The 21,178-nt window shown below is 41.1% G+C and carries 17 protein-coding genes; 10 read left to right on the top strand and 7 right to left on the bottom strand.

Annotation, left to right across the window (positions count from 1 at the left end):
* Positions 1–8: 8 nt before the first annotated feature.
* From glnB to PR725_RS03950, 5 genes are all read right to left on the bottom strand, one after another.
* Positions 9–347 carry a nitrogen regulatory protein P-II gene (glnB, locus tag PR725_RS03970; protein WP_004912721.1) on the bottom strand — a complete coding sequence of 113 codons (339 nt, stop codon included), beginning with the start codon at positions 345–347 and terminating at the stop codon, positions 9–11.
* Between the two features lie 12 nt (positions 348–359).
* On the bottom strand, positions 360–1,982 hold the full coding sequence (locus PR725_RS03965; protein ID WP_004912723.1) for an NAD+ synthase: 1,623 nt from the start codon (positions 1,980–1,982) through the stop codon (positions 360–362).
* An 88-nt stretch (positions 1,983–2,070) separates the two neighbouring features.
* Complete coding sequence (gene glrR, locus PR725_RS03960; RefSeq protein ID WP_004912726.1) at positions 2,071–3,411, bottom strand: two-component system response regulator GlrR; 1,341 nt, start codon at positions 3,409–3,411, stop codon at positions 2,071–2,073.
* Positions 3,408–4,238: a two-component system QseEF-associated lipoprotein QseG gene (gene qseG / locus PR725_RS03955; RefSeq protein ID WP_196718980.1), complete on the bottom strand. Its 831-nt coding sequence runs from the start codon at positions 4,236–4,238 to the stop codon at positions 3,408–3,410. Before qseG ends, glrR begins: the two co-directional genes overlap by 4 nt.
* Positions 4,238–5,677: a sensor histidine kinase gene (locus tag PR725_RS03950; RefSeq protein ID WP_004912732.1), complete on the bottom strand. Its 1,440-nt coding sequence runs from the start codon at positions 5,675–5,677 to the stop codon at positions 4,238–4,240. The genes qseG and PR725_RS03950 overlap by 1 nt, the downstream gene beginning before the upstream one ends.
* A 1,117-nt stretch (positions 5,678–6,794) precedes the next feature.
* Here PR725_RS03950 and PR725_RS03945 point away from each other — a divergent pair.
* The 6 genes from PR725_RS03945 (at position 6,795) to fbpC (ending at position 14,780) form a co-directional block, all read left to right on the top strand.
* Positions 6,795–7,421, top strand: coding sequence for a response regulator transcription factor (locus PR725_RS03945; RefSeq protein WP_109911466.1), 627 nt, complete (start codon positions 6,795–6,797; stop codon positions 7,419–7,421).
* 7 nt (positions 7,422–7,428) lie between these two features.
* Positions 7,429–8,955, top strand: coding sequence for an MASE1 domain-containing sensor histidine kinase (locus PR725_RS03940; protein WP_272567672.1), 1,527 nt, complete (start codon positions 7,429–7,431; stop codon positions 8,953–8,955).
* Between the two features lie 79 nt (positions 8,956–9,034).
* On the top strand, positions 9,035–10,387 hold the full coding sequence (uhpC, locus tag PR725_RS03935; RefSeq protein ID WP_226537939.1) for an MFS transporter family glucose-6-phosphate receptor UhpC: 1,353 nt from the start codon (positions 9,035–9,037) through the stop codon (positions 10,385–10,387).
* Positions 10,388–10,401: 14 nt separating this feature from the next.
* The gene (locus PR725_RS03930) at positions 10,402–11,433 is read left to right on the top strand and encodes an ABC transporter substrate-binding protein (protein WP_004912741.1); all 1,032 of its coding nucleotides are present in this window, start codon (positions 10,402–10,404) and stop codon (positions 11,431–11,433) included.
* Positions 11,434–11,635: 202 nt separating this feature from the next.
* Entirely contained in the window at positions 11,636–13,714 is a 2,079-nt protein-coding gene (locus PR725_RS03925) for an ABC transporter permease (RefSeq protein ID WP_109911463.1), read from the top strand.
* A gap of 16 nt (positions 13,715–13,730) precedes the next feature.
* Complete coding sequence (gene fbpC / locus PR725_RS03920; protein WP_272567667.1) at positions 13,731–14,780, top strand: ferric ABC transporter ATP-binding protein; 1,050 nt, start codon at positions 13,731–13,733, stop codon at positions 14,778–14,780.
* 114 nt (positions 14,781–14,894) lie between these two features.
* Here the strand turns inward: fbpC and ulaG are convergent, their stop codons facing one another.
* Together ulaG and ulaR are read right to left on the bottom strand one after the other, a co-directional pair.
* Positions 14,895–15,962: an L-ascorbate 6-phosphate lactonase gene (gene ulaG / locus PR725_RS03915; RefSeq protein WP_272567664.1), complete on the bottom strand. Its 1,068-nt coding sequence runs from the start codon at positions 15,960–15,962 to the stop codon at positions 14,895–14,897.
* Positions 15,963–16,077: 115 nt separating this feature from the next.
* A complete protein-coding gene (ulaR, locus tag PR725_RS03910; RefSeq protein ID WP_004912750.1) occupies positions 16,078–16,833 on the bottom strand; it encodes an HTH-type transcriptional regulator UlaR in 756 nt (251 codons plus the stop codon).
* A gap of 402 nt (positions 16,834–17,235) precedes the next feature.
* Here ulaR and PR725_RS03905 point away from each other — a divergent pair, with 402 nt between their 5' ends.
* The 4 genes from PR725_RS03905 to PR725_RS03890 all read left to right on the top strand — a co-directional run bounded on the left by PR725_RS03905 (position 17,236) and on the right by PR725_RS03890 (position 21,055).
* The gene (locus tag PR725_RS03905; RefSeq protein ID WP_109911459.1) at positions 17,236–18,990 is read left to right on the top strand and encodes a PTS ascorbate-specific subunit IIBC; all 1,755 of its coding nucleotides are present in this window, start codon (positions 17,236–17,238) and stop codon (positions 18,988–18,990) included.
* 72 nt (positions 18,991–19,062) lie between these two features.
* Entirely contained in the window at positions 19,063–19,530 is a 468-nt protein-coding gene (locus PR725_RS03900) for a PTS sugar transporter subunit IIA (RefSeq protein ID WP_109911458.1), read from the top strand.
* 50 nt (positions 19,531–19,580) lie between these two features.
* On the top strand, positions 19,581–20,411 hold the full coding sequence (locus PR725_RS03895) for a Cof-type HAD-IIB family hydrolase (RefSeq protein ID WP_109911457.1): 831 nt from the start codon (positions 19,581–19,583) through the stop codon (positions 20,409–20,411).
* Entirely contained in the window at positions 20,408–21,055 is a 648-nt protein-coding gene (locus PR725_RS03890; RefSeq protein ID WP_109911456.1) for a 3-keto-L-gulonate-6-phosphate decarboxylase UlaD, read from the top strand. Before PR725_RS03895 ends, PR725_RS03890 begins: the two co-directional genes overlap by 4 nt.
* Positions 21,056–21,178: the final 123 nt, after the last annotated feature.

Genomic DNA, 21,178 nt, shown 5'->3' with positions numbered 1-21,178 from the left:
GTAATTTATTAAATCGCTTCTTCATCTTGCTCACCAGTCCGAATACGGATCACTCGAGCTACATCATAAACAAAGATCTTCCCATCGCCAATTTTGCCCGTTTGGGCCGTTTGCATAATGGTTTCGACACAGTTTTCAACAATGTCATCAGGGACAACAATTTCAATTTTAACCTTAGGTAAAAAATCAACCATATACTCTGCACCACGGTAAAGCTCAGTATGCCCTTTTTGACGTCCAAAGCCTTTCACTTCAGTTACCGTCATTCCGGTAATACCCACTTCAGCCAATGCTTCACGAACATCATCAAGTTTGAATGGCTTTATAATTGCATCAATTTTTTTCATAAATAATTCCTGTTATGACCAGTTTTTACGGCCAAAACCTGAGGTGATCGGATAGCGGCGATCTTTACCGAAATTACGCATCGTAATACGTGGCCCAACAGGAGCCTGACGGCGTTTATATTCATTAATATCAACAAGACGTACAACTTTTCGTACCACGTCTTTATCAAAACCAAGTTTGATTAAATCATTAACTGACAAGTCTTTTTCCACGTAGCCTTCCAATAATGCATCTAACACATCATAAGGCGGCAAGCTGTCTTGATCTAATTGCCCTGGAGCAAGTTCTGCTGACGGTGGCCTATCAATCACACGTTGAGGAATTGCTGGAGATAATGTATTACGATATTTAGCTAACTCAAAAACAAGGGTTTTAGGCACATCTTTTAACACATCAAAACCACCTGCCATATCGCCATATAATGTTGAATAACCAACAGCAGATTCACTTTTATTACTGGTAGTCAACACTAAGCGACGACGTTTATTTGACATTGCCATTAAAATAACCGCTCGGCAACGTGCTTGTAAGTTTTCCTCAGTGGTATCAACCGCGGTTCCTTCAAACATCGGCGTTAACTGAGCCATAAAGGCATCAAACATCGGTTCGATGGATACGATATCGAATTCAACCCCAAGCAAATCAGCTTGCTCTTTAGCGTCGTGAATACTCATTTCAGAAGTATAGCGGAATGGCATCATGACAGCTTGCACATGCTCTTTCCCTATAGCATCAACCGCAATAGCCACCGTTAGCCCTGAGTCAATACCGCCTGATAGCCCTAAAATTGCACCATTAAAACCATTTTTATTGATGTAGTCACGAGTTGACATAACTAAAGCTTGGTATACCTGAGCAACTGGGTCATTCTCAATAAATACGCTACCTTCGCTCACCAATGCAAGTTCATCAAATTGAACTGTGATAACTTGCTCTTTAAATTCTGCCAATTTAAAGATTTGTTTACCTTTATTTGCAATGACTTTTGAGCCACCATCAAACACCAATTCATCTTGCCCACCCACTTGGTTGAGATACACAATTGGCATATGAGTGCGTTTGCAATGTTCGACTAATAAGTCGGTTCGAATATGTTCTTTATGAATATCATAAGGAGATGCATTGATGGTTAATAATATTTCAGCACCCGCCCCTTTGACTGCATCTACTGGCTCGTCATACCAAATATCTTCACAAATTAATAAACCGAGCTGATAACCTTTAAATTCAACAACACAGGATTTTTCATCTGCAGTGAAATAACGGGGTTCATCAAACACACCATAATTTGGCAACTCTTGTTTAAAATAGCGAGCGTGCAATTTGCCTTGATAGAAAAAGGACAGCGCATTATAGATATCATCCCCTTCATACCATGGGTGACCAACAATAATCGCCGTTTCTTGGCTGGCTTTTTGCAAACGGTCGAGTTGTACTAAACAGCGGTCCTCGAAATCAGCTCGGAAAATTAAATCTTCTGGTGGATACCCTGTCAAAGACAGCTCTGAAAACATGACAATATCTGTGTTTGGTGCTTGTTCACTCACAACTTGCAGCATGCGATCGCAGTTGCCTTCGATGTCACCGACTAACCAATTAAGTTGTGCTAGTGAAATATTAAGCTTACGGCTCATAAGGTATTTTTTCTCCCGGAGCGTGAATATGAATTGCCTTATTCCACATAATGTAATCGATAACAACCATGTGGTAAATAATACTTATTTATTCTTTAAAATCATTAGCTTCTAAATCATGACGGCCAAGTAATTTATAAAATTCTGTACGGTTTCGTCCTGCCATTCGGGCAGCTTGGGTAACATTTCCTTTCGTCATTTGTAATAACTTACGTAGATAATTCAATTCGAACTGATTGCGAGCTTCAACAAATGTTGGTAGCGCCGTATTTTCACCTTGAAGTGCTTGGCTAACCAGTGCTTCGCTTATAACAGGAGACGTCGTTAATGCAACACACTGTTCAATCACATTCACTAATTGACGGACATTGCCCGGCCAGCTCGCTGTTATTAAGCATTTCATTGCATCACTGGAAAAACTACGTACGAAAGGTTTATGACGTGATGCAGCTTCACGCAATAGATGATTAGCTAATAATGGAATATCTTCTGAACGTTCATTTAACGCAGGAATACGTAAGTTGACCACATTTAAACGATAGTAAAGATCCTCACGAAACTCATTTTTTTCCATTGCTTTTGGTAGGTTACGGTGAGTTGCAGACAGAATACGTACATCAATATCTAAATCACGGTTGCTACCTAAAGGACGAACTTTGCGCTCTTGCAATACCCGCAGTAATTTAACCTGCAATGGCATTGGCATATCACCAATTTCATCTAAAAATAACGTCCCACCACTGGCTGCAAAGAATAACCCTTCGCGATTACTAACTGCGCCAGTAAAGGCGCCTTTTGCATGCCCAAATAGTTCAGACTCTAATAATTGTTCAGGTAGTGCACCACAGTTAATGGCAATAAACGGCTTACGCGCCCTAGGGCTAGCTTTATGAATCGCCTGCGCTAAAACCTCTTTACCTGTACCACTTTGCCCGTTAATCAATACGCTAACATCAGATTGTGCCACCATATGCGCTTGTTCTAACAGGCGTATCATTAAGGGGCTACGTGTGACAATACCAGAGCTCCACTCTTCATCACTTATGGGTGTTGAAGAGAGCGCGAGTGCTTCATCAATCGCTTTATATAATGCGTCTTTGTCGACTGGCTTAGTTAAAAAACTAAATACGCCTCGTTGTGTTGCCGCGACGGCATCAGGAATCGAGCCATGAGCTGTTAATATAATGACAGGCATGTTTGGATGGGCTTTTTGTATCTCATCGAAAAGCGCCATGCCATCCATTTCATCCATACGTAAATCACTGATCACTAAATCTAATTTTTCTTTTTGTAAGATTTTTAGCGCTTCAGGGCCGCTCTCCGCGGTAGTGACTTTAAAGCCTTCACTACTCAAACGCATACCTAACAGTTTCAGAAGACTTGGGTCATCGTCAACTAGTAACAAATTTGCTGACTTACGATTCGTCATTTTTGTTCATTCTCCGATGAATTTTGCTCTACTGGAGAAGATGCGCTGCTATCAGGCTTTGGCACTTCAGAGGAAATAGGTTTATCTCCTTCAACCCCATTTTCTACCTCTTTTTCGGTTTCGTTCGTGCTTTTCTTACGAGAAGAAAGCTGACGTTCAATATCCGTTAAGTTTTCAAGCTTACGGGAGGTCGTATTCAGTTCGAAAGCCAATTTAGCATTATCTTCTTTCAAGCGGTCGAGCTTTGTATCCATTTCTTGTTGTAGGCGCTTATAACGAGCCCCCGCATCTGACAAGTTGATAATTTGCACCTGTTGCTCACGCCATAATTGCAATAATGGCCGTACTGCTGTTGGAAAATTCAAACTATACGTATTAATGCTATCCAGCATTTTGCGACGTTCAGCAATAGACGGATCTGCAGAATTCAACAAAATGTTCTGTTGAAATGCACTCGACCAGTTTGTTACCTCGATTTTACCTGCTTCCTCACGTGCTTGACTGGTTTCAGTACGATCGGCACAATCCATCATTCGCAACCAAAATAGCGCGTTTTCCCGTGCAGTAGGTTGGTCATTGTTCCAGATCGTTTCACATGATGTATACCGATAGTCCGTAACTTTTACCTCAGGCACAACGACTTGCGCTAGAGTTTCGAGCGGTGACTGGCCATTTTTAGCGACACATCCACTTAAGATTAGGGAAAATAAGACCGCCCCAAAATTGAGCCCTGTACGTCTCATCACATAAGGTACTCTTCGATTATTTTTACTTAACGATGCGTTACGGTAAAGTACCGCCCAAACACCTGTAGACCGATTTACCATTATTCATTCTCTGCGGTTAGAGGCAGTTCAATTCTAAAACAGACATCTGCTGATTTAGTGGGAACAAGAGAAAGCTCACCCCCCATTTGTTTAATACAATCTTGCGCAATACTTAGCCCTAGCCCACTTCCTTTAACAGCACCTTTTCTTTGTAATGAGCCTTGATAAAAAGGTTCAAAAATCATGCTTTGCTCAGATTCAGGAATTGGCGTACCCGTATTCGCAACTTCAATTAGCAATTTATTGCCTGTTTGTCGACTAGAGATCCAAATATTACCTGATTCGCCGCCATAGTGCACCGCATTGGAATAGATATTATCAATAACTCGCCCAAGAAGTGAGGGTTCAGCTAAACAGCTATCCACTTTTAAACGCACTTCTGTTTTGATGTTTTTAGCCCGTGCGGGTAAGTTATGTGCTTTGACGATATCTTCAATGAGCTTTTGTAAATCAACAATCTGTGCTTCTGGTGGGTCATCTACAAGCTTACGATTATAGTCAAGTAATTGCTCAATAAGTTGCTGAAGATGCTTACTACTGTGATCCAAAATTTCTACAACTTCTTTTTGAGACACCGTTAATGGTCCAGCTACCTCATCAGCAAGTAACTCCGTTCCTTCACGCATACTTGCAAGAGGTGTTTTTAATTCATGTGAAATATGGCGAAGAAATTCATGACGCTGTGATTCAAGCCATGCTAATCGCTCACTTAACCAAATAATACGCTGCGCAATTGTCCGTAATTCCCTAGGGCCTTTAAAGCGCTCAATATTATTGGCTATCGTGCGTCCAGTTCCAAGACGGTTAATCATTCGTTCGATAGCTTTAACTGGGCCAATAATCATCCTTGTGAATAATGCAACTAGTAAAGCGCTTAATAAGAATAAAATTAAGCTCTGCCAGCCAAATAATTGACCTTTATTCGCAATTGCTTTTTGTAACTGTTCTCCACGGCTAAAAATCACATCACGAGTTTCTTGCACTAATGAGGCATTTTCGGCAGAAAACTGTTCTAAAGCTCGTGTAATTTTTTCTGTCGGCTCATTGTTTTCACAAGCGACCGTTTTAAGTGCATCCAAAGTGTTAGTCAATGCGGAGGTGTCTGACGAAGTGGGTAAGATTGTTTTCTGACGCTCGAACATTTGCTGATAATCTGCAAACTGTTTCTGATATTGCGTTTGCAAGGTGGGATCTTGTAACACACAATATTGACGATAGCTCCGTTCCATTTCTAAGGCGAGACTACTCATCACTTCACTACGCCGTGCGTCAAGCAACGTGGTTTTATTGATATTGGCAGCTTGGTTACTAAGTTGCTCCAGACTTTGATATGCCTGGTAAGCGAGTACTAATAAAGGAAGTAGTACAAGCCAAAATGCCATCACAACGAGTTGGCGCAAGGAGCGCGGGAAAAAACGCCATTTACTCAATACATTCATCTCATACCCATTCAACGTATTGCAATGGTAGCAGAACTCTTTGTCATGCGAAAAGCACAATCCAAATTATGTGTCCCATAGCGTTAAAATCAGACTAAGTGTAACAACTAAAAGCAATGAACGTGCCAATTTAATTGGTAAAAAATGATAATTTTCAGATAGGTATGTTCATCGCTCCGGATGTTCCTTTTTCGCATAAACGAAAGCATAAAAGAATCGATAGGTCTTATTAAATGAATTCTTTCGTCTTTTCTTTAGTTTTTGCTTTAAAAATAAAACACTCAGCTATGCCCTAAATAATTCGGATTGCAGCTAGGCGCCAAGTGAAGATATCTCTATAAGTATGTGATTCGGGTAGACGAGAGCAGCCAACAACGCTGTGGTACAAAGTATGACGGGCATTATGGTGGGCATAAAATAGGAAGGCGGGATAAAGGACTTACCTTTACCCCGCCAGCGATAACAACTACTCTGATTCTGATGGTTGCTGCTTTTATATAATTATGTCTTTACATTAAAGATAATTATATAGGTGGTGCCTCACTCCACGTGTCGCCCTGTGTTTGATAAGGCCCGAAGGCGAATATCTGTGCTGTTGGACGGTAGGCACCTTACTTTGGCGTCATTCTTGGTTTATGTGGTATGTACCCAACTAATTTTGGACCTACATAAGAAGTTGAATGAGCAACTGAATATTATTATGCACATACCGTGCCAACTTTTCAATTTATTTTTTAACACATTAAAAAATAAGACAATTTATTTTTTACCGTCTATTCAGTGATTCTGGATACACTGAAACGGTTTATCTCTTTCTCAATATTGTCGCTAATTTAAGACACCCTAAACATCAAATTTATAAATCTATATTTATCAATAAGATAAATGTCTCCTTTTGGCGACACCCCAAAGTGGCGTCTGTCGCTATTTTTATACACCTTGTTTTTTGGTCATTTATTATTCAACATGAATAAGTTTGCGTGAAAATTTTACCCCAATAAAAAAATTGCTCGTCATTATGGATGAACAGCAGAATTTTACATTCTGCTGGTAGCTAATCTTTCTCGATATTGATATAAGATTTCCCAATACCCTACTCATCAAATTGATAAAAAATATGATAAAAATCGCTTTAGTTGATGACCACGTGGTTGTGCGTTCTGGTTTCGCTCAACTTTTAACACTGGAACCCGATATTTCTGTTGTTGGGCAATATGCGAATGCCCAAGAAGCTTGGCCTAATTTGCTTAATTTGGATATCGATGTCGCCATCATGGATATATCGATGCCAGATGAAAACGGTTTACAGCTTTTATCACGTTTACGTCAAAAAAAGCCTGATTTTCGCACCATTATATTGAGCATTTATGATACCCCAGCCTTTGTGCAAAGTGCTTTAGATGCGGGAGCCAGCGCGTATTTAACTAAACGTTGTGGCCCTGAAGAGTTAGTGCAAGCTGTTCGCTCTGTCCACCAAGGCGGCTGCTACTTATGTTCCGATGCTATGCGAGCACTACGCCACTCACCTCAACAACAGCAAAGCCTACATGAATTGACACCTCGGGAACGGGAAGTATTTGATTTATTAGTTGCTGGCTTGAGTGTAAAAGTGATCGCAGAGCAACTTGAATTAAGCCATAAAACCGTGCACGTTCACCGCGCAAATATATTAGGCAAATTGCAATGCGAAAATACCATCGACCTTGTTCACTACGCGCTAGAACATAATCTAATTTCACGGTAATTTAGGCATGAATAAAAGCTTACGGTTAACGCTGCAATCCATCTTCTTATTTTTTACTTATTCGCTGTTATGGATTGGGTTGTGGATCATCGGCTTTTATTTAAGTCAAAACAGTTTTCAGGCAACTTTATTTCTGCCGCAAGGCTTACGCCTAGCATTGATGATTATCCTTTGGCGACGCTACTGGCCAACACTGCTACTTAGCGAAGGGATATTAAATTTTTGGTTATCATCAGAGCAACTTCTCTTCCAACCTATTTTACTGTTATCACCGTTATTAAGTCTCGGTGTTGCTTTTGTTATTCAAAATATCTGGTGGCGTTATACGTTATATTGGCAGCGGTTATTATTATTACTCGCAGGCGTTGCGGCAAATAGTGTATTACATGCTTTATTATTCAGTGGGTTATCATCTTATTCCATTAGCCAATTATTCCTAACAACATTCACCGGAGGGATACTGCTTTCTCCTTTTGTTTACCTTATTTATGAATATCTACACGAACAGCACTACCAAATGCTCCTTGATTATGGGACGCCAGATAAGCAATTACGAACCTCTTTAATTGTTTGGTGTTTTCTATTTTGTGTCGTTGGGCTCAGCGCCCAAGTATTTTTTGCTCCCGAAATTGAACGGTTAATTGTCTTACTGGTGTTTATTCCTAACGTTTTTATGGCTTATCGTTATGGCTGGCAAGGTGGCGTACTTTCTGCATTATTAGGTAGTTTAATCATTACTTTTGCCCGGCAATTTCACGGTGCATTTGCTGATTTAGAAGAATTAGAAATGTTTCTCAGCACTCAAGCCTTAATTGGTATTGGCCTTGGGATAGCAATTAGCCGACAAAAACAGCTGGCGAGTAACCTACAACGTTATCGCCAACGCTTAGAAGAAGAACTAAAAACACGGCGCGACTTAATGTTGCAGCTCGTGCATACCGAAGAAGATATCAAAAAAGCGATTGCCCGTGAGCTGCATGATGAAATTGGGCAAAATATCACCGCGATTCAAATTCAGTCGATGTTAGTGAAAAAAACAGCAACAGATGACATCAGCCACCAAGCAGCAAGTCAAATAAATGAATTAGCGCAACAAATTCATCAATCTACGCGGCAATTATTGCGCCAGTTGCGCCCTCCTGTGTTAGATGAAATGTCGCTTGAAAATGCACTAACACACTTAATTGTTGAATTTTCTTTTCCACAGAATAATATTCAATGCCACTTTCATTATGGCTTACAAACAACACCGATCAATGAAACAGTGTTGTTTACGCTTTATCGCCTCGTCCAAGAGTTACTTAACAATATCAGTAAACATGCAAAAGCCACACAAATCCACATATCTCTTAAGCAAATAGGTGACTCGATCCAGCTTGTTGTTAATGATAATGGCGTCGGCATTCCATTTAGCAAACGCACTAGTGGCTTTGGGTTGCGCGGTATTGAGGAGCGAGTTCGAGCCTTAGGTGGTGATTGGACATTAACAACCCAAAACGGAACACAAATAAGTGTTAACTTGCCCACATTTTAAGATAAAACATCGCAAAACTAGGAATAATTCCTAGCCCTCTAATACCTTCTCTCATCCTTTTTGTTAAAAACTTGATTACATTTTCCTTAACAAGAGAAACCGCCCTATGACAGGTAAAGACACGTTGAGTCTGGATAACACGTATCGTTTTTGGCGTCGCCGCTTAATGCTATCAATGATTATTGGTTATGCCACTTTTTACCTCACACGAAAGAGTTTTAACTTCGTGATGCCTGTTATGCAAAACGAACTGTTTCTCGATAAAAGTGACATAGGTTGGATAGCGACGTCGTTTTATTTGACTTACGGAATCTCCAAGTTTCTTTCAGGGATTTTCCACGATATTACAGGATACCGTTGGTTTATGGGGGTTGGCTTAGTGATGACGGGGTTACTCAACATCATTTTTGCCTATTGCTTATCGTTTCCAGCGTTATTAATTGTTTGGACATTAAATGGCTTTTTCCAAGGTTGGGGTTGGCCGCCTTGTGCACGCATTCTAACGCATTGGTATTCACGTAATGAACGTGGCTTTTGGTGGGGATTATGGAATATCTCCATCAACCTTGGGGGAATGTTACTACCCTTGCTTACCGCATTATTGGCGACCCAATACAGTTGGCAAATGGCCTTAATTGTCCCTGGTGTTATTGGTGTCATTATTGGGCTGTGGTTATGTCGTCAATTACGTGGCACACCGCAAGAAGAGCAGCTTCCAAGCGTTGGGCAGTGGCGACACGATGTTTTGGAGTTGCGCCAAGAGCGCTTATCGCCGCCAATGCCAATGCTAGTGATATTAAAAGATGCCATCATTTTTAACCGTATGATTTGGTTACTGGGCTTCTCCTATATTTTGGTTTATCTCATTCGCATGGCGATAAATGATTGGGGAAATCTATGGTTAACAGAGAAACATGGCACCAATTTACTCAGTGCGAATGCAACATTATCGTTATTTGAGCTGGGCGGATTATTAGGGGCACTCTGCTCTGGTTGGGGCTCTGATATTCTGTTTCGTGGCCAACGAGCGCCTATGATCCTGCTGTTTTCATTGGGTCTTTGTGTCTCAGTAAGTGCCTTATGGTTAACGCCAATTCATCACTATGCTTTATTGGCTGCATGCTTCTTTGCGATTGGATTTTTTGTTTTTGGACCACAAATGTTAATCGGTCTAGCTGCAACAGAATATTGTCATAAAAAAGCAGCTGGAGCGGTAACAGGTTATCTCGGTTTGTACGCCTATTTAGGGGCGGCGATTGCCGGGTGGCCACTCTCTCAAGTCATTGCACATTATGGTTGGTCAGGCATGTTTTCCTTACTTGCCAGTGCCGCGGCTTTGATGGGATTACTGCTAATGCCTCTATTGATTGCCAATGTCAGCAAACGAGAGCATTTGGCGGGCACTGTTTCACCCTCTGATAATAAAACCTGAATAAAGGACTGACAATGAAACTGAAAACTCTCTCTACGCTTGTTGCTGCAGGCTTATCCCTTGCAGCTATTACTACTACTGCAAATGCTGCGGGCCGTTTAGTCGTTTACTGTAGCGCCACTAACGCCATGTGTGAAACTGAAACACAAGCTTTTGCTAAGAAATATGATGTCAAAACCACCTTTGTACGTAATGGTTCTGGCAGTACGTTAGCCAAAATCGAAGCTGAAAAACGAAACCCACAAGCTGACGTGTGGTACGGCGGTACATTAGACCCACATTCACAAGCAGGGGAAATGGATTTACTTGAACCATACAAATCGCCAAATCTGGCTGAAATCATGCCACAATTCCAAGACCCTGCAAAACGTAAAGGTAATTACTCTTCCGCAGTTTACATCGGTATTTTAGGGTTTGGCGTTAACAAAGACCGCCTAAAAGAGAAAGGGTTACCTATCCCAACTTGCTGGAAAGATTTAACCAAACCTGAATATAAAGGCGAAATTCAAATTGCAGACCCACAAAGTTCAGGAACCGCTTATACCGCATTAGCCACTTTCGACCAATTATGGGGTAATGAGCAAGCCTTTGATTACCTTAAAAAATTAAACTCAAATATCTCTCAATATACTAAGTCAGGTATTGCCCCAGCACGTAACGCCGCTCGCGGTGAGTCGGCCATTGGTATTGGCTTTTTACATGATTATTCATTAGAAGTGGAAAATGGCGCGCCATTAGAGCTTATCGCACCATGCGAAGGTACTGGCTATGAAATTGGCGGGATCAGTATCCTGAAAAATGCACGCAATATGGATAACGCGAAACTGTTTGTTGATTTCGTCTTATCGAAAGAAGCCCAAGAGTTAAGTTGGAAAGAAGGAAAATCTTACCAAATCTTAACCAATACGACAGCTGAGTCATCTCCTATTTCTTTAAAACTCAATGAGTTAAACCTAATTAATTACGATATGGACAAATACGGTGATGCTGATGTCCGTAAGAACCTTATCAATAAATGGGTAACAGAAGTCAAAATGAGCAAATAGCTATCTCGTGCGGTGGCCATCCACCGCACTGAGCTCTTACTAAACTAAAATAAAAATTAAATTTAATTAAGCTCTGAATAATTTGAGTTGTCGCCAGCGCCGCATGACGTTATCCCTAAACGCATACAAAAGTATGTGACTGGGGTAATGGAGTGAAGCCAACACTGTGACAGCGCAATATATGACGAGCTTAGGGGGAACTATGTCTCAAACCCTAACCTTATCGACCTCAACCAAAAAAGATAGCATATTTTTTTGGCTGCTGATTGCTTGGCTAGGTTTCGCGTTGCTGCCTTCTTGGAGCTTAGACTATGGCGTACTTGACTCAACACAAGACGAAATCATAGCGGCTTACGGTTGGAGCAACCTAAACATTAGCTGGCTCTGGTATTTATTGCCTTCTATTTTATTTATTCGCCCGTTAACACCAGCGGATCGTTACCATAAAACCCGCCATTATTTCGATATTGGCGTGGCGGTTGTCACCGCAGCCGTGGTGATCTTAACCTCCTATTTTGAAGGAAAAGGGTTAGGTTACTCAACTATTGTACTATTTATCGCCTTGGGTATGGTGATGACACTGGCGTTAACTCGACTTGAGTGGCTCGGTGGAGACCAATTCGTTATTGGCTCGCTAATCACCGTTGTTGCTTTGATAACCCTGTTTATTGTGTTCCCGAGTGTCGCTATTTTCATTCCGATGTTTACTGATGGAAATGGGGACTTTGCACCATTCGCCTTTGTGGCAATTTTGACGCAATCTCATATTGTCCAAGTTATTATTAACTCAGTATTTTTATCGTTAGCGGTAGGGGCTGGCTGTACTTTCTTTGGCTTAATTTTAGCCATTTATACGACGCGTATTGCTAAACGCTCTGCCATCATTGGCCGTGTTTTTTCTATTTTGCCTATCGTCACTCCGCCATTTGTGGTTGGCTTAGGGGTCACCTTGATGATGGGGCGTTCGGGCTATATTACTGAATTCCTTGCGACCTATATGGGTCTGGAAAATACCAACTGGTTATATGGCTTCACCGGTATTTGGTTGGCTCAAGTCCTCGCATTTACCCCTATGTCATTTATGATTTTAGATGGGGCAATTAAAACCATTCATCCATCATTAGAAGAAGCGTCGTACACACTGCGGGCAAACCGCTACCAAACGTTCTTTAATGTGTTTATGCCATTACTGAAACCTGCTTTGGCGAACGCATTTTTAATCGTCATTGTGCAATCGCTTGCTGACTTTAGTAACCCATTGGTTTTAGGCGGTAACTTCGACGTACTCGCAACGCAAATTTACTTTTATATCACCGGTTCACAGCTGGATTATCAAGCCGCCAGTACCTTGGGTGCATCACTATTAGTGTTCTCACTATTAGTCTTCTGCGTGCAGTATATGTGGATAGGTAAACGCTCCTATGTCACCGTATCAGGAAAATCTTACCGTGGTGATGTTCAGCCTTTACCAACGTCATTAATTGCCACTGTGACCACTTTCTTAGCGATTTGGGTTGCATTTAACGTATTGTTATACGGCAGTATTTTCTACGGTAGCTTTACCGTTAACTGGGGTGTTGATTACACCTTAACTTTCGATAACTTTATAAAATTATTCGGTCAAGGAATGAGCGATGGTGCGTGGCCATCATTGTTGGATACCCTTCTGTACGCCGGTATTGCCGCCCCCATCACCGCGATCCTCGGTTTATTAATTGCCTATATTGTGGTTCGCCAAGAGTTCCGCGGTAAAAAGACTATCGAATTTACCACGATGCTGTGCTTTGCCGTACCAGGAACAGTTGCGGGCGTGTCATACATCTTAGCCTTTAACGATTCCCCATTTTATTTAACGGGAACTGCCGCTATCGTCATTATATCAATGACCATGCGTAACGTTCCTGTCGGGATCCGTGCAGGTATTGCAGGCTTAGGGCAAATTGATAAATCGTTGGATGAAGCCTCTCTCAGCTTACGAGCGGGTTCAATGCGTACCATCTTCTTTATCTTACTGCCATTGTTGCGCCCAGCCATTTTATCAGCGCTGATCTATAGCTTTGTCCGTGCGATCACCACGGTCAGTGCGATTGTATTCTTGGTTACTCCTGATACTCGCGTCGCTACAGCCTATATTTTGAACCGTGTAGAAGACGGTGAATATGGCGTTGCCATTGCCTATGGCTCAATCCTGATTGTCGTAATGTTGGCAATTATTTTCTTATTTGACTATTTGATTGGCGAAGCCCGTGTTTCACGTTCCAAAGCCAAAAATGCAGAGTAATCACGGAGTAACTGACATGACACAACATAATTTTGTTGAACTAAAAAATGTGACTAAACGCTTTGGCAACAATACCGTCATCGATGATTTAAGTCTTTCTATTCCGCAAGGTAGCATGGTGACCCTACTCGGCCCATCCGGTTGCGGTAAAACTACCGTATTACGCCTAGTGGCGGGGTTAGAAAAACCCACTGAAGGCCGCATGTTTATTGATGGCGAAGATGTGACAGACCGTTCAATTCAACAGCGTGATATTTGTATGGTTTTCCAATCCTACGCCCTATTCCCACATATGTCGTTAGGGGATAATGTCGGTTATGGCTTAAAAATGTTAGGATTACCCAAAGCGGAAATTAAAAAACGAGTTGAAGAAGCATTAGAGTTAGTGGATTTGGCCGGTTTTTCTGACCGTTTTGTTGACCAAATTTCTGGAGGTCAGCAGCAGCGTGTAGCCTTAGCTCGTGCATTGATACTCAAGCCTAAAGTGCTATTATTTGATGAGCCATTAAGTAACTTGGATGCAAATTTGCGTCGTAGCATGCGTGAAAAAATTCGTGAGTTACAGCAACAGTTCAATATCACCTCTTTATATGTCACCCATGACCAAAGCGAGGCTTTTGCGGTTTCGGATATGGTTCTAGTGATGAATAAAGGGAAAATCATGCAGTTAGGTTCACCGCAAGCGCTATACCGCCAGCCAGCGTCAAAATTTATGGCGAGCTTTATGGGGGATGCAAATATTTTCCCTGCAACTCTTAGCGCTGACTCGGTGGATATTTTCAATTATCGTTTACCGCGTCCAGAGCGGTTTGTTACAGATAAAACTGCGGTGACTGTGGGGGTTCGTCCTGAAGCCATCACACTGAGTTTGCAAGGCGAAGATAGCCAATGCTGCACAGTTACTCACGTTGCTTATATGGGACCTCAATACGAGGTCACTGTTGATTGGCACGGTCAATCTATGTTACTGCAAATTAATGCGACGCAGTTGCAACCCACTATTGGGGAAAAACTTTATTTGCAGATCCACCCATACGGCATGTTTATCTTAACCGAAAAAGAATAATTTCTAATTCAATCACTTAAACCGTCACTTCATGGTGACGGTTTTTTTCGTTATTAAGTCCAATTAAAAAAGCAGAAAAGTTTCCCCTTCTGCTTTTCTTAACAAACCAATTAATTATAAAAATGCTTTATATGGTAATTCAGGTTCATTTTTGAAAATATCACTAAAGCCACGGAAATGTTGATAATGCATGCGGTCTTTATCTGTTGGATAAGTATATCTCCCACCCACTTGCCAGAAGAACGGGGCAAATTTATATTGCAAACGCTCTTTTTTCATATTCCACAACACTTCTATTTCACGCGGGTCATTTTGGAAGTTTGCCCAAATATCATGGTGGAATGGAATAACCCGCTCACAATCTAATGATTCTGCTGCACGTAAAATATCCGATGACGTCATTTTATCCGTCACACCACGTGGGTTTTCGCCAAAAGAAAGCAGTGCGACATCAATATTGTAACGGTTACCATGCGCCGCATAATAGTTTGAATAATGTGAATCGCCGGAATGATAAATAGAGCCGCCAGTTGTTTCTATCAAGTAGTTCACCGCACGAGAATCCATGCCATCTAAAATTTGCTTATCAGTGGAAGAAACACCCTGTGGCAATGTCACCAATGCTGTGCGGTCAAATGAATCTAACACACGGATTTTCATATCCCCTACTTCCAGTACATCGCCAACTTTGGCGACTACACAACACTCTACTGGTACGCCCCACTTAATCCATAAATCTACACAGGCTTGAGGACCAATAAATTTAACGTGGTCGCCGCAATTTTGCATTACCGCCGCCGCCACATTCACATCAATATGGTCAGCATGGTCATGAGACGCTAAAATCGCATCAACATTTTTAATGGCAAACGGGTCTAAAGGGAAAATCGCAGTGCGTAAGTTTGGTTGTAGCGCTTCAACTCCCCCCATGCGCATCATTTGGTGTTGCTTATTCATCAATGGATTTTTTTGTGTTTTTTTCCCTGTTCCACACCAAAAATCGATACAAACATTGGTATTTCCCTCACTTTTTAACCAAATCCCTGTGCATCCTAGCCACCACATTGAAAAGGTATTAGGTTCAACAACCGTTTTTTCAATTTCTTCATTTAGCCACGTTCCCCACTCAGGAAATGTACTTAAAATCCAAGATTCACGTGTGATTTCATTAACTTTGCTCATAGTCATAATACCTTTTTCAAGAATTTTAGATGTAGGGAGCCTGATGCCTTAATCGAGAAATTAAGGCATGAAGGCTGAATTGGTTTAAATGTTAAAAATTAGGTATACGACGGAATTAAACCAGTATCACTCGCGTGCCCTGTGCGGCAATCGCTTTGATAACCTCAGAGTTGGCATTTCTTCCAGTAATAAGAACATCTATCTTATTAGCTGGGCAAAATAACATTCCGGTTCGATGACCCACTTTGGAACTGTCTACAACAACAACTAATTTATCAATTTGGTCAAGCATTTGCTGCTCTGCAACCGCAGTCAGCATGTCAGCTTTATATAATCCAGCTTCCGTTAACCCTTTACCTGAAGTAAACATCCAGTTACCTGCATAGCCCATTAACGTGTTCAAAGCCGGATTCAAAAAAATGTTTTGTGCTTTGTTATACTGCCCACCGATTAGAATGACGTCATCATGGTCTTGATCAATCAAATAGCTCGCTAATGGAAAATAATTAGTCACAATTTGTACGTTTTTCCCGCATAATTGCTGCCCTAACATAAACGCGGTAGAACCACAGTTAATGACAGCGCTTTCCCCAGGAAGACAAAGCGCTGCCGCTTTAATTGCGATTTCAGATTTTTCTTCATAGTGCTCAGTACTGTTAATGTTTAACGGTGTCCACTTACGTTTTTTATTTTCAATACGTTCAGCACCATTACGGATTTTTCGCAATTTACCTTGCTCATCTAACTTTGAAATATCACGACGAGCTGTTGCAGGAGACACACTAAATTGTTCGGTAATATGAGAAACATTGATCACTCGATGTGTTTCCAATAACGACAATATTTCATTGTGTCTTTGCACTTCATTCATAATCATCGCCTTATTAGTTAATAATCACCTTGATGATGGATTATGATTCAAAATGATTATTGGTGATTGGTTTTGATTCTATTTATCTCACTTACTATTGTCAACCTTTGCTCAGGTAAAAAAACAACATTTGACAAATATAAATTTACTCTATTGATATATAAGATAATTTTAAATTTTACGTGATCAGGTCGCCATTTATTTATTTTTTTGCTGGTAAAAAAACGCACAAATGAGAACAATCAAAAAAGAGCAATTCATGATTACATATGATCACATTTGATTTTTGCGAGACTGATTAGTCGCTTTAAATGATTATATCGCAATAACACCAGATACGATCAATATGATTAATCTCTGACCCAGATAAATTACAAATACAATTTGATTAGAGGTAAAAATATGGATTTTTTATACGACGCTTTCTATATTTTTTACAGCCAAGTAATGACAAAAGCGCCTCTATTATTAGGCTTAGTCACATTTATCGGTTATTGGCTATTAAAGCGCGATGGCACGACAATCCTCAAAGGGACAATCAAAACGATTGTTGGTTTTATGCTAGTTGGCGTGGGTGCCAGTACCTTAGTGTCCAGTTTTAAACCCGTCATCGAAAAAATGTCTGAATACCATGGACTTACAGGGTCAGTTATTGACCCATATACATCAATGATGGCCACCATGGAAGCGATGGGAGATAACTATTCATGGGTGGGCTATACCGTGTTGTTAGCTCTCGCAATTAATATTCTTTTAGTCCTTTTCCGCCGCGTCACCGGTATTCGTACCATTATGCTGACAGGGCATATTATGTTTCAACAAGCAGGCTTGATCGCTGTTTTCTATTTTGTACTCGGGACGAGCATGTGGGAAACCATTATTTATTCTGCGGTATTAATGGCGCTGTATTGGGGGATTTCTTCCAATATTATGTTTAAACCGACGCAAGAAGTGACGGGTGGAGCCGGATTCTCAATTGGTCATCAGCAACAATTTGCCTCATGGATAGCAACCAAAGTTGCTCCGAAACTGGGCGATAAAAAAGACAGCGTAGATAATTTAAAACTGCCCAAATGGTTGCATATATTCCATGACAGCATTTCCGCCACCGCCATTGTGATGACCTTATTCTTTGGCGTTATTCTGATTTCTTTTGGCATTCCCAACCTACAAACCATGGCAGGTACCACTCACTGGACTATTTATATCATTGAAACGGGTTTAAAATTTGCCGTTGCCATCCAAATCATTGTTACCGGTGTACGCATGTTTGTCGCTGAATTATCTGAAGCTTTCAAAGGTATTTCAGAGCGCGTGATCCCCAATGCTGTTCTTGCGATTGACTGCGCCGCTATCTATGCATTCTCCCCTAATGCCATGGTATTTGGTTTTATGTGGGGTGCTATCGGGCAATTTGTTGCGGTACTCGGTATGTTGGCATTCAACTCCCCCATTATGATCATTCCAGGCTTTATCCCTATGTTCTTCTCGAACGCCACTATCGGTATTTTTGCCAACCATTTTGGGGGTTGGAAAGCCGTCATGAAAGTGTGTTTCGTGATGGGTATCATTGAAGTATTGGGTTCAGCTTGGGCAATCAGCTTAATTAATAGCCAAGGTACGGACTTTAGTGGTTGGATGGGTATGGCCGACTGGGCCCTCGCCTTCCCTGTCATTATGCAAGGTTTGTCCTTCTCTAAAATGTTCTTCTTTGTCGTTGTCGCCCTCTCCCTTGTCTATATGTATTTTGCTGCAAAGAAACTTCGCGCCGAAGAAGATGCACAAAACCCAATCGAAACTGAAATGGAAACCAATGAAGAAGTCGAAGCTGCATCTATTGAACATAATGGTACTAAGCCTGTACGTATCTTAGCGGTTTGCGGCAATGGACAAGGCTCGTCCATGATGATGAAAATGAAAATTGGCCAGTACCTCGAAAAGAAAGGCATTCCTCATGTAATGGATTCTTGTGCAGTCTCCGATTATAAATCGAAATTACCAGCAACTGATATTATCGTTTCCTCTAAACACCTTAGTGCAGAAATGGATCCGGGTGATGGTAAATTCATTCTTGGCGTACAAAATATGCTCAACCCCAACTCATTTGGTGATGAACTACTCGATATCATACATACCAATTTTATAGGGAATAAATAGCATCACTCATGGGTATAGATATCGCTCATAACGGTATCTATTCACTTAATGTATAAAAATAGGAAGGCAATGATGGGATTTAAACAATCATTAATCGACAATAATTCGATACAGCTACAAGCATCCGCTGATAACTGGCGTGATGCCATTAAGATAGGCACAGACTTGCTCATCGCTTCAGGTGCGATAAAACCTAGCTATCATAAAGCAATTATCAACAGTATTGAAAAACTTGGGCCTTATATTTGTATCGCACCTAATTTAGCGCTTCCTCACGCAAGGCCTGAAGACGGGGTACTAAAAACCGCTTTTGCTTTAGTCACACTGGAAAAACCGATTGTTTTTGATGGCGAAGATGAGCCTGTTGACGTACTTATCACCTTGGCAGGCAGTTCATCCGATGAACATATGGAAGGTCTGATGGAAGTCACTCGTGTTCTCGATGATGAAGACAGTGAAACCGGCGTTGATCTTGAAAAACTACGCCGTTGCCGCACGATTGATGATGTTTATCAGGTTATTGATCAAGCATTATGCTAATTTAATGAAAATAAAAGAAAATCATTAATTAGCGATAGAGGTAATCAACTATGTATAACGTATTAGCGCTTGATTTGGATGGAACGGCTTTAACTCAAGAACATACGATCCACCCTGCAGTCAAACAAGCCATTCAACAAGCAGCAAAACAATGCCACGTCATGATAGTCACTGGTCGCCACCATACTGCTGCCCGTCCCTACTATGATGAACTCGGGCTAACTACGCCGATTATTTGTTGCAATGGTACTTATATCTATGATTACCAAAATGAAAAAGTTATCACGCACAATGCCCTTACCAAAGAGAATGCACTGACATTCATCGAATTAGCACAGAACGATAAACTGAAAATGGTGATGTACATCACCGATGCCATGGTGTATTCAAAAATCGACCCTATCGATTACATGAGTGCAATGGAACAGTGGGCTAACGACCCAACCATGGCTCATCCACCGAAAATTTATCGCATTGATTCATTTGAAGAACAAGTCCAGCAGGCTGACTATATTTGGAAGTTCGTCGTCGAAGGTGAACCGTCTACGTTAGAACGTTTCTTAAATTCCCCTTGGATTAAACAAACTTTTAATGCCGAAAAATCATGGTCAAACCGTTTCGACTTTGCCGCAAAAGGCAATAACAAAGGAACGCGTTTAGCAGAATATCTTAACTCTCAGGGTTATAACTCAAACCAAGTTATCGCTGTTGGTGATAACCACAACGATATCTCCATGATTGAGCTAGCGGGCCTAGGCGTAGCAATGAAAAATGCCGATGACACGGTGAAATCCCATGCGAATGCTATCTGTGCTACAGATAATAACGGTGATGGCCTTGCGCGTCTAATCCATGAAAATATTTTAGGACAATCACAATGACAAAGCCTTTGATCCAAATTGCATTAGACCAAACCAACTTACCTGCCGCACTCGAAGTGGCTGAAAATGTACACACTTTCGTTGATATTATTGAGGTGGGTACAATTTTAGCGTTCGCTGATGGCATGAATGCGGTCTCTACTTTACGTCAAAAATACCCTAATCACATTCTGGTTTGCGATATGAAAACCACCGATGGGGGAGCCATTTTATCGAGAATGGCATTTGAAGCAGGAGCAGATTGGATCACAGTCTCAGCCGCGGCGCATATTGCCACTATTGCTGCCTGCAAAAAAGTTGCCGATGAGTTTAATCGTGAGATCCAAATTGAAATTTATGGTAATTGGACTTTTGAAGATGCCAAAAATTGGGTCGATTTAGGTATTTCCCAAGCGATTTACCACCGCTCCCGCGATGCTGAACTCGCCGGTATTGGCTGGACCAATGAAGATATCGAAAAAATGCGAAAACTGTCTGATTTAGGGCTAGAACTGTCCATTACTGGCGGTATCGTGCCGGAGGATATCCATTTATTTAACGGTATCAAGGCCAAAGCCTTTATTGCTGGCCGTGCATTAGTGGGCGATAAGGGTAAAAAAACGGCAGAAGCATTACGTGAGCAAATCAACCGTTTTTGGGCCTAAATGGCGCTAAATATGTTTCTTAGTTAAGCCCTAAAACCAACAAAAATTTTAGGGCTTTTAATTTTATTCAATCTTTTTATAAAGTTTAAAAAAAGCAACGTATTAATAGACTATTCTTTATAA

Source organism: Providencia sp. PROV255 (assembly GCF_028478065.1).
Classification (GTDB): domain Bacteria; phylum Pseudomonadota; class Gammaproteobacteria; order Enterobacterales; family Enterobacteriaceae; genus Providencia; species Providencia rettgeri.
Note: the sequence above shows the minus strand (reverse complement) of the source record. Positions and strands in the feature narration are given on the sequence as shown.

Bases quoted from the DNA above. Each gene is read 5' to 3' on its own strand.
- PR725_RS03925 (WP_109911463.1), top strand. From the start codon at position 11,636: ATGTCTCAAACCCTAACCTTATCGACCTCAACCAAAAAAGATAGCATA.
- PR725_RS03965 (WP_004912723.1), bottom strand. From the start codon at position 1,982: ATGAGCCGTAAGCTTAATATTTCACTAGCACAACTTAATTGGTTAGTC.
- PR725_RS03900 (WP_109911458.1), top strand. From the start codon at position 19,063: ATGGGATTTAAACAATCATTAATCGACAATAATTCGATACAGCTACAA.
- PR725_RS03930 (WP_004912741.1), top strand. From the start codon at position 10,402: ATGAAACTGAAAACTCTCTCTACGCTTGTTGCTGCAGGCTTATCCCTT.
- qseG (WP_196718980.1), bottom strand. From the start codon at position 4,238: ATGGTAAATCGGTCTACAGGTGTTTGGGCGGTACTTTACCGTAACGCA.
- PR725_RS03950 (WP_004912732.1), bottom strand. From the start codon at position 5,677: ATGAATGTATTGAGTAAATGGCGTTTTTTCCCGCGCTCCTTGCGCCAA.
- PR725_RS03895 (WP_109911457.1), top strand. From the start codon at position 19,581: ATGTATAACGTATTAGCGCTTGATTTGGATGGAACGGCTTTAACTCAA.
- glrR (WP_004912726.1), bottom strand. From the start codon at position 3,411: ATGACGAATCGTAAGTCAGCAAATTTGTTACTAGTTGACGATGACCCA.
- ulaG (WP_272567664.1), bottom strand. From the start codon at position 15,962: ATGAGCAAAGTTAATGAAATCACACGTGAATCTTGGATTTTAAGTACA.
- PR725_RS03940 (WP_272567672.1), top strand. From the start codon at position 7,429: ATGAATAAAAGCTTACGGTTAACGCTGCAATCCATCTTCTTATTTTTT.
- PR725_RS03945 (WP_109911466.1), top strand. From the start codon at position 6,795: ATGATAAAAATCGCTTTAGTTGATGACCACGTGGTTGTGCGTTCTGGT.
- ulaR (WP_004912750.1), bottom strand. From the start codon at position 16,833: ATGAATGAAGTGCAAAGACACAATGAAATATTGTCGTTATTGGAAACA.
- glnB (WP_004912721.1), bottom strand. From the start codon at position 347: ATGAAAAAAATTGATGCAATTATAAAGCCATTCAAACTTGATGATGTT.
- PR725_RS03905 (WP_109911459.1), top strand. From the start codon at position 17,236: ATGGATTTTTTATACGACGCTTTCTATATTTTTTACAGCCAAGTAATG.
- fbpC (WP_272567667.1), top strand. From the start codon at position 13,731: ATGACACAACATAATTTTGTTGAACTAAAAAATGTGACTAAACGCTTT.
- PR725_RS03890 (WP_109911456.1), top strand. From the start codon at position 20,408: ATGACAAAGCCTTTGATCCAAATTGCATTAGACCAAACCAACTTACCT.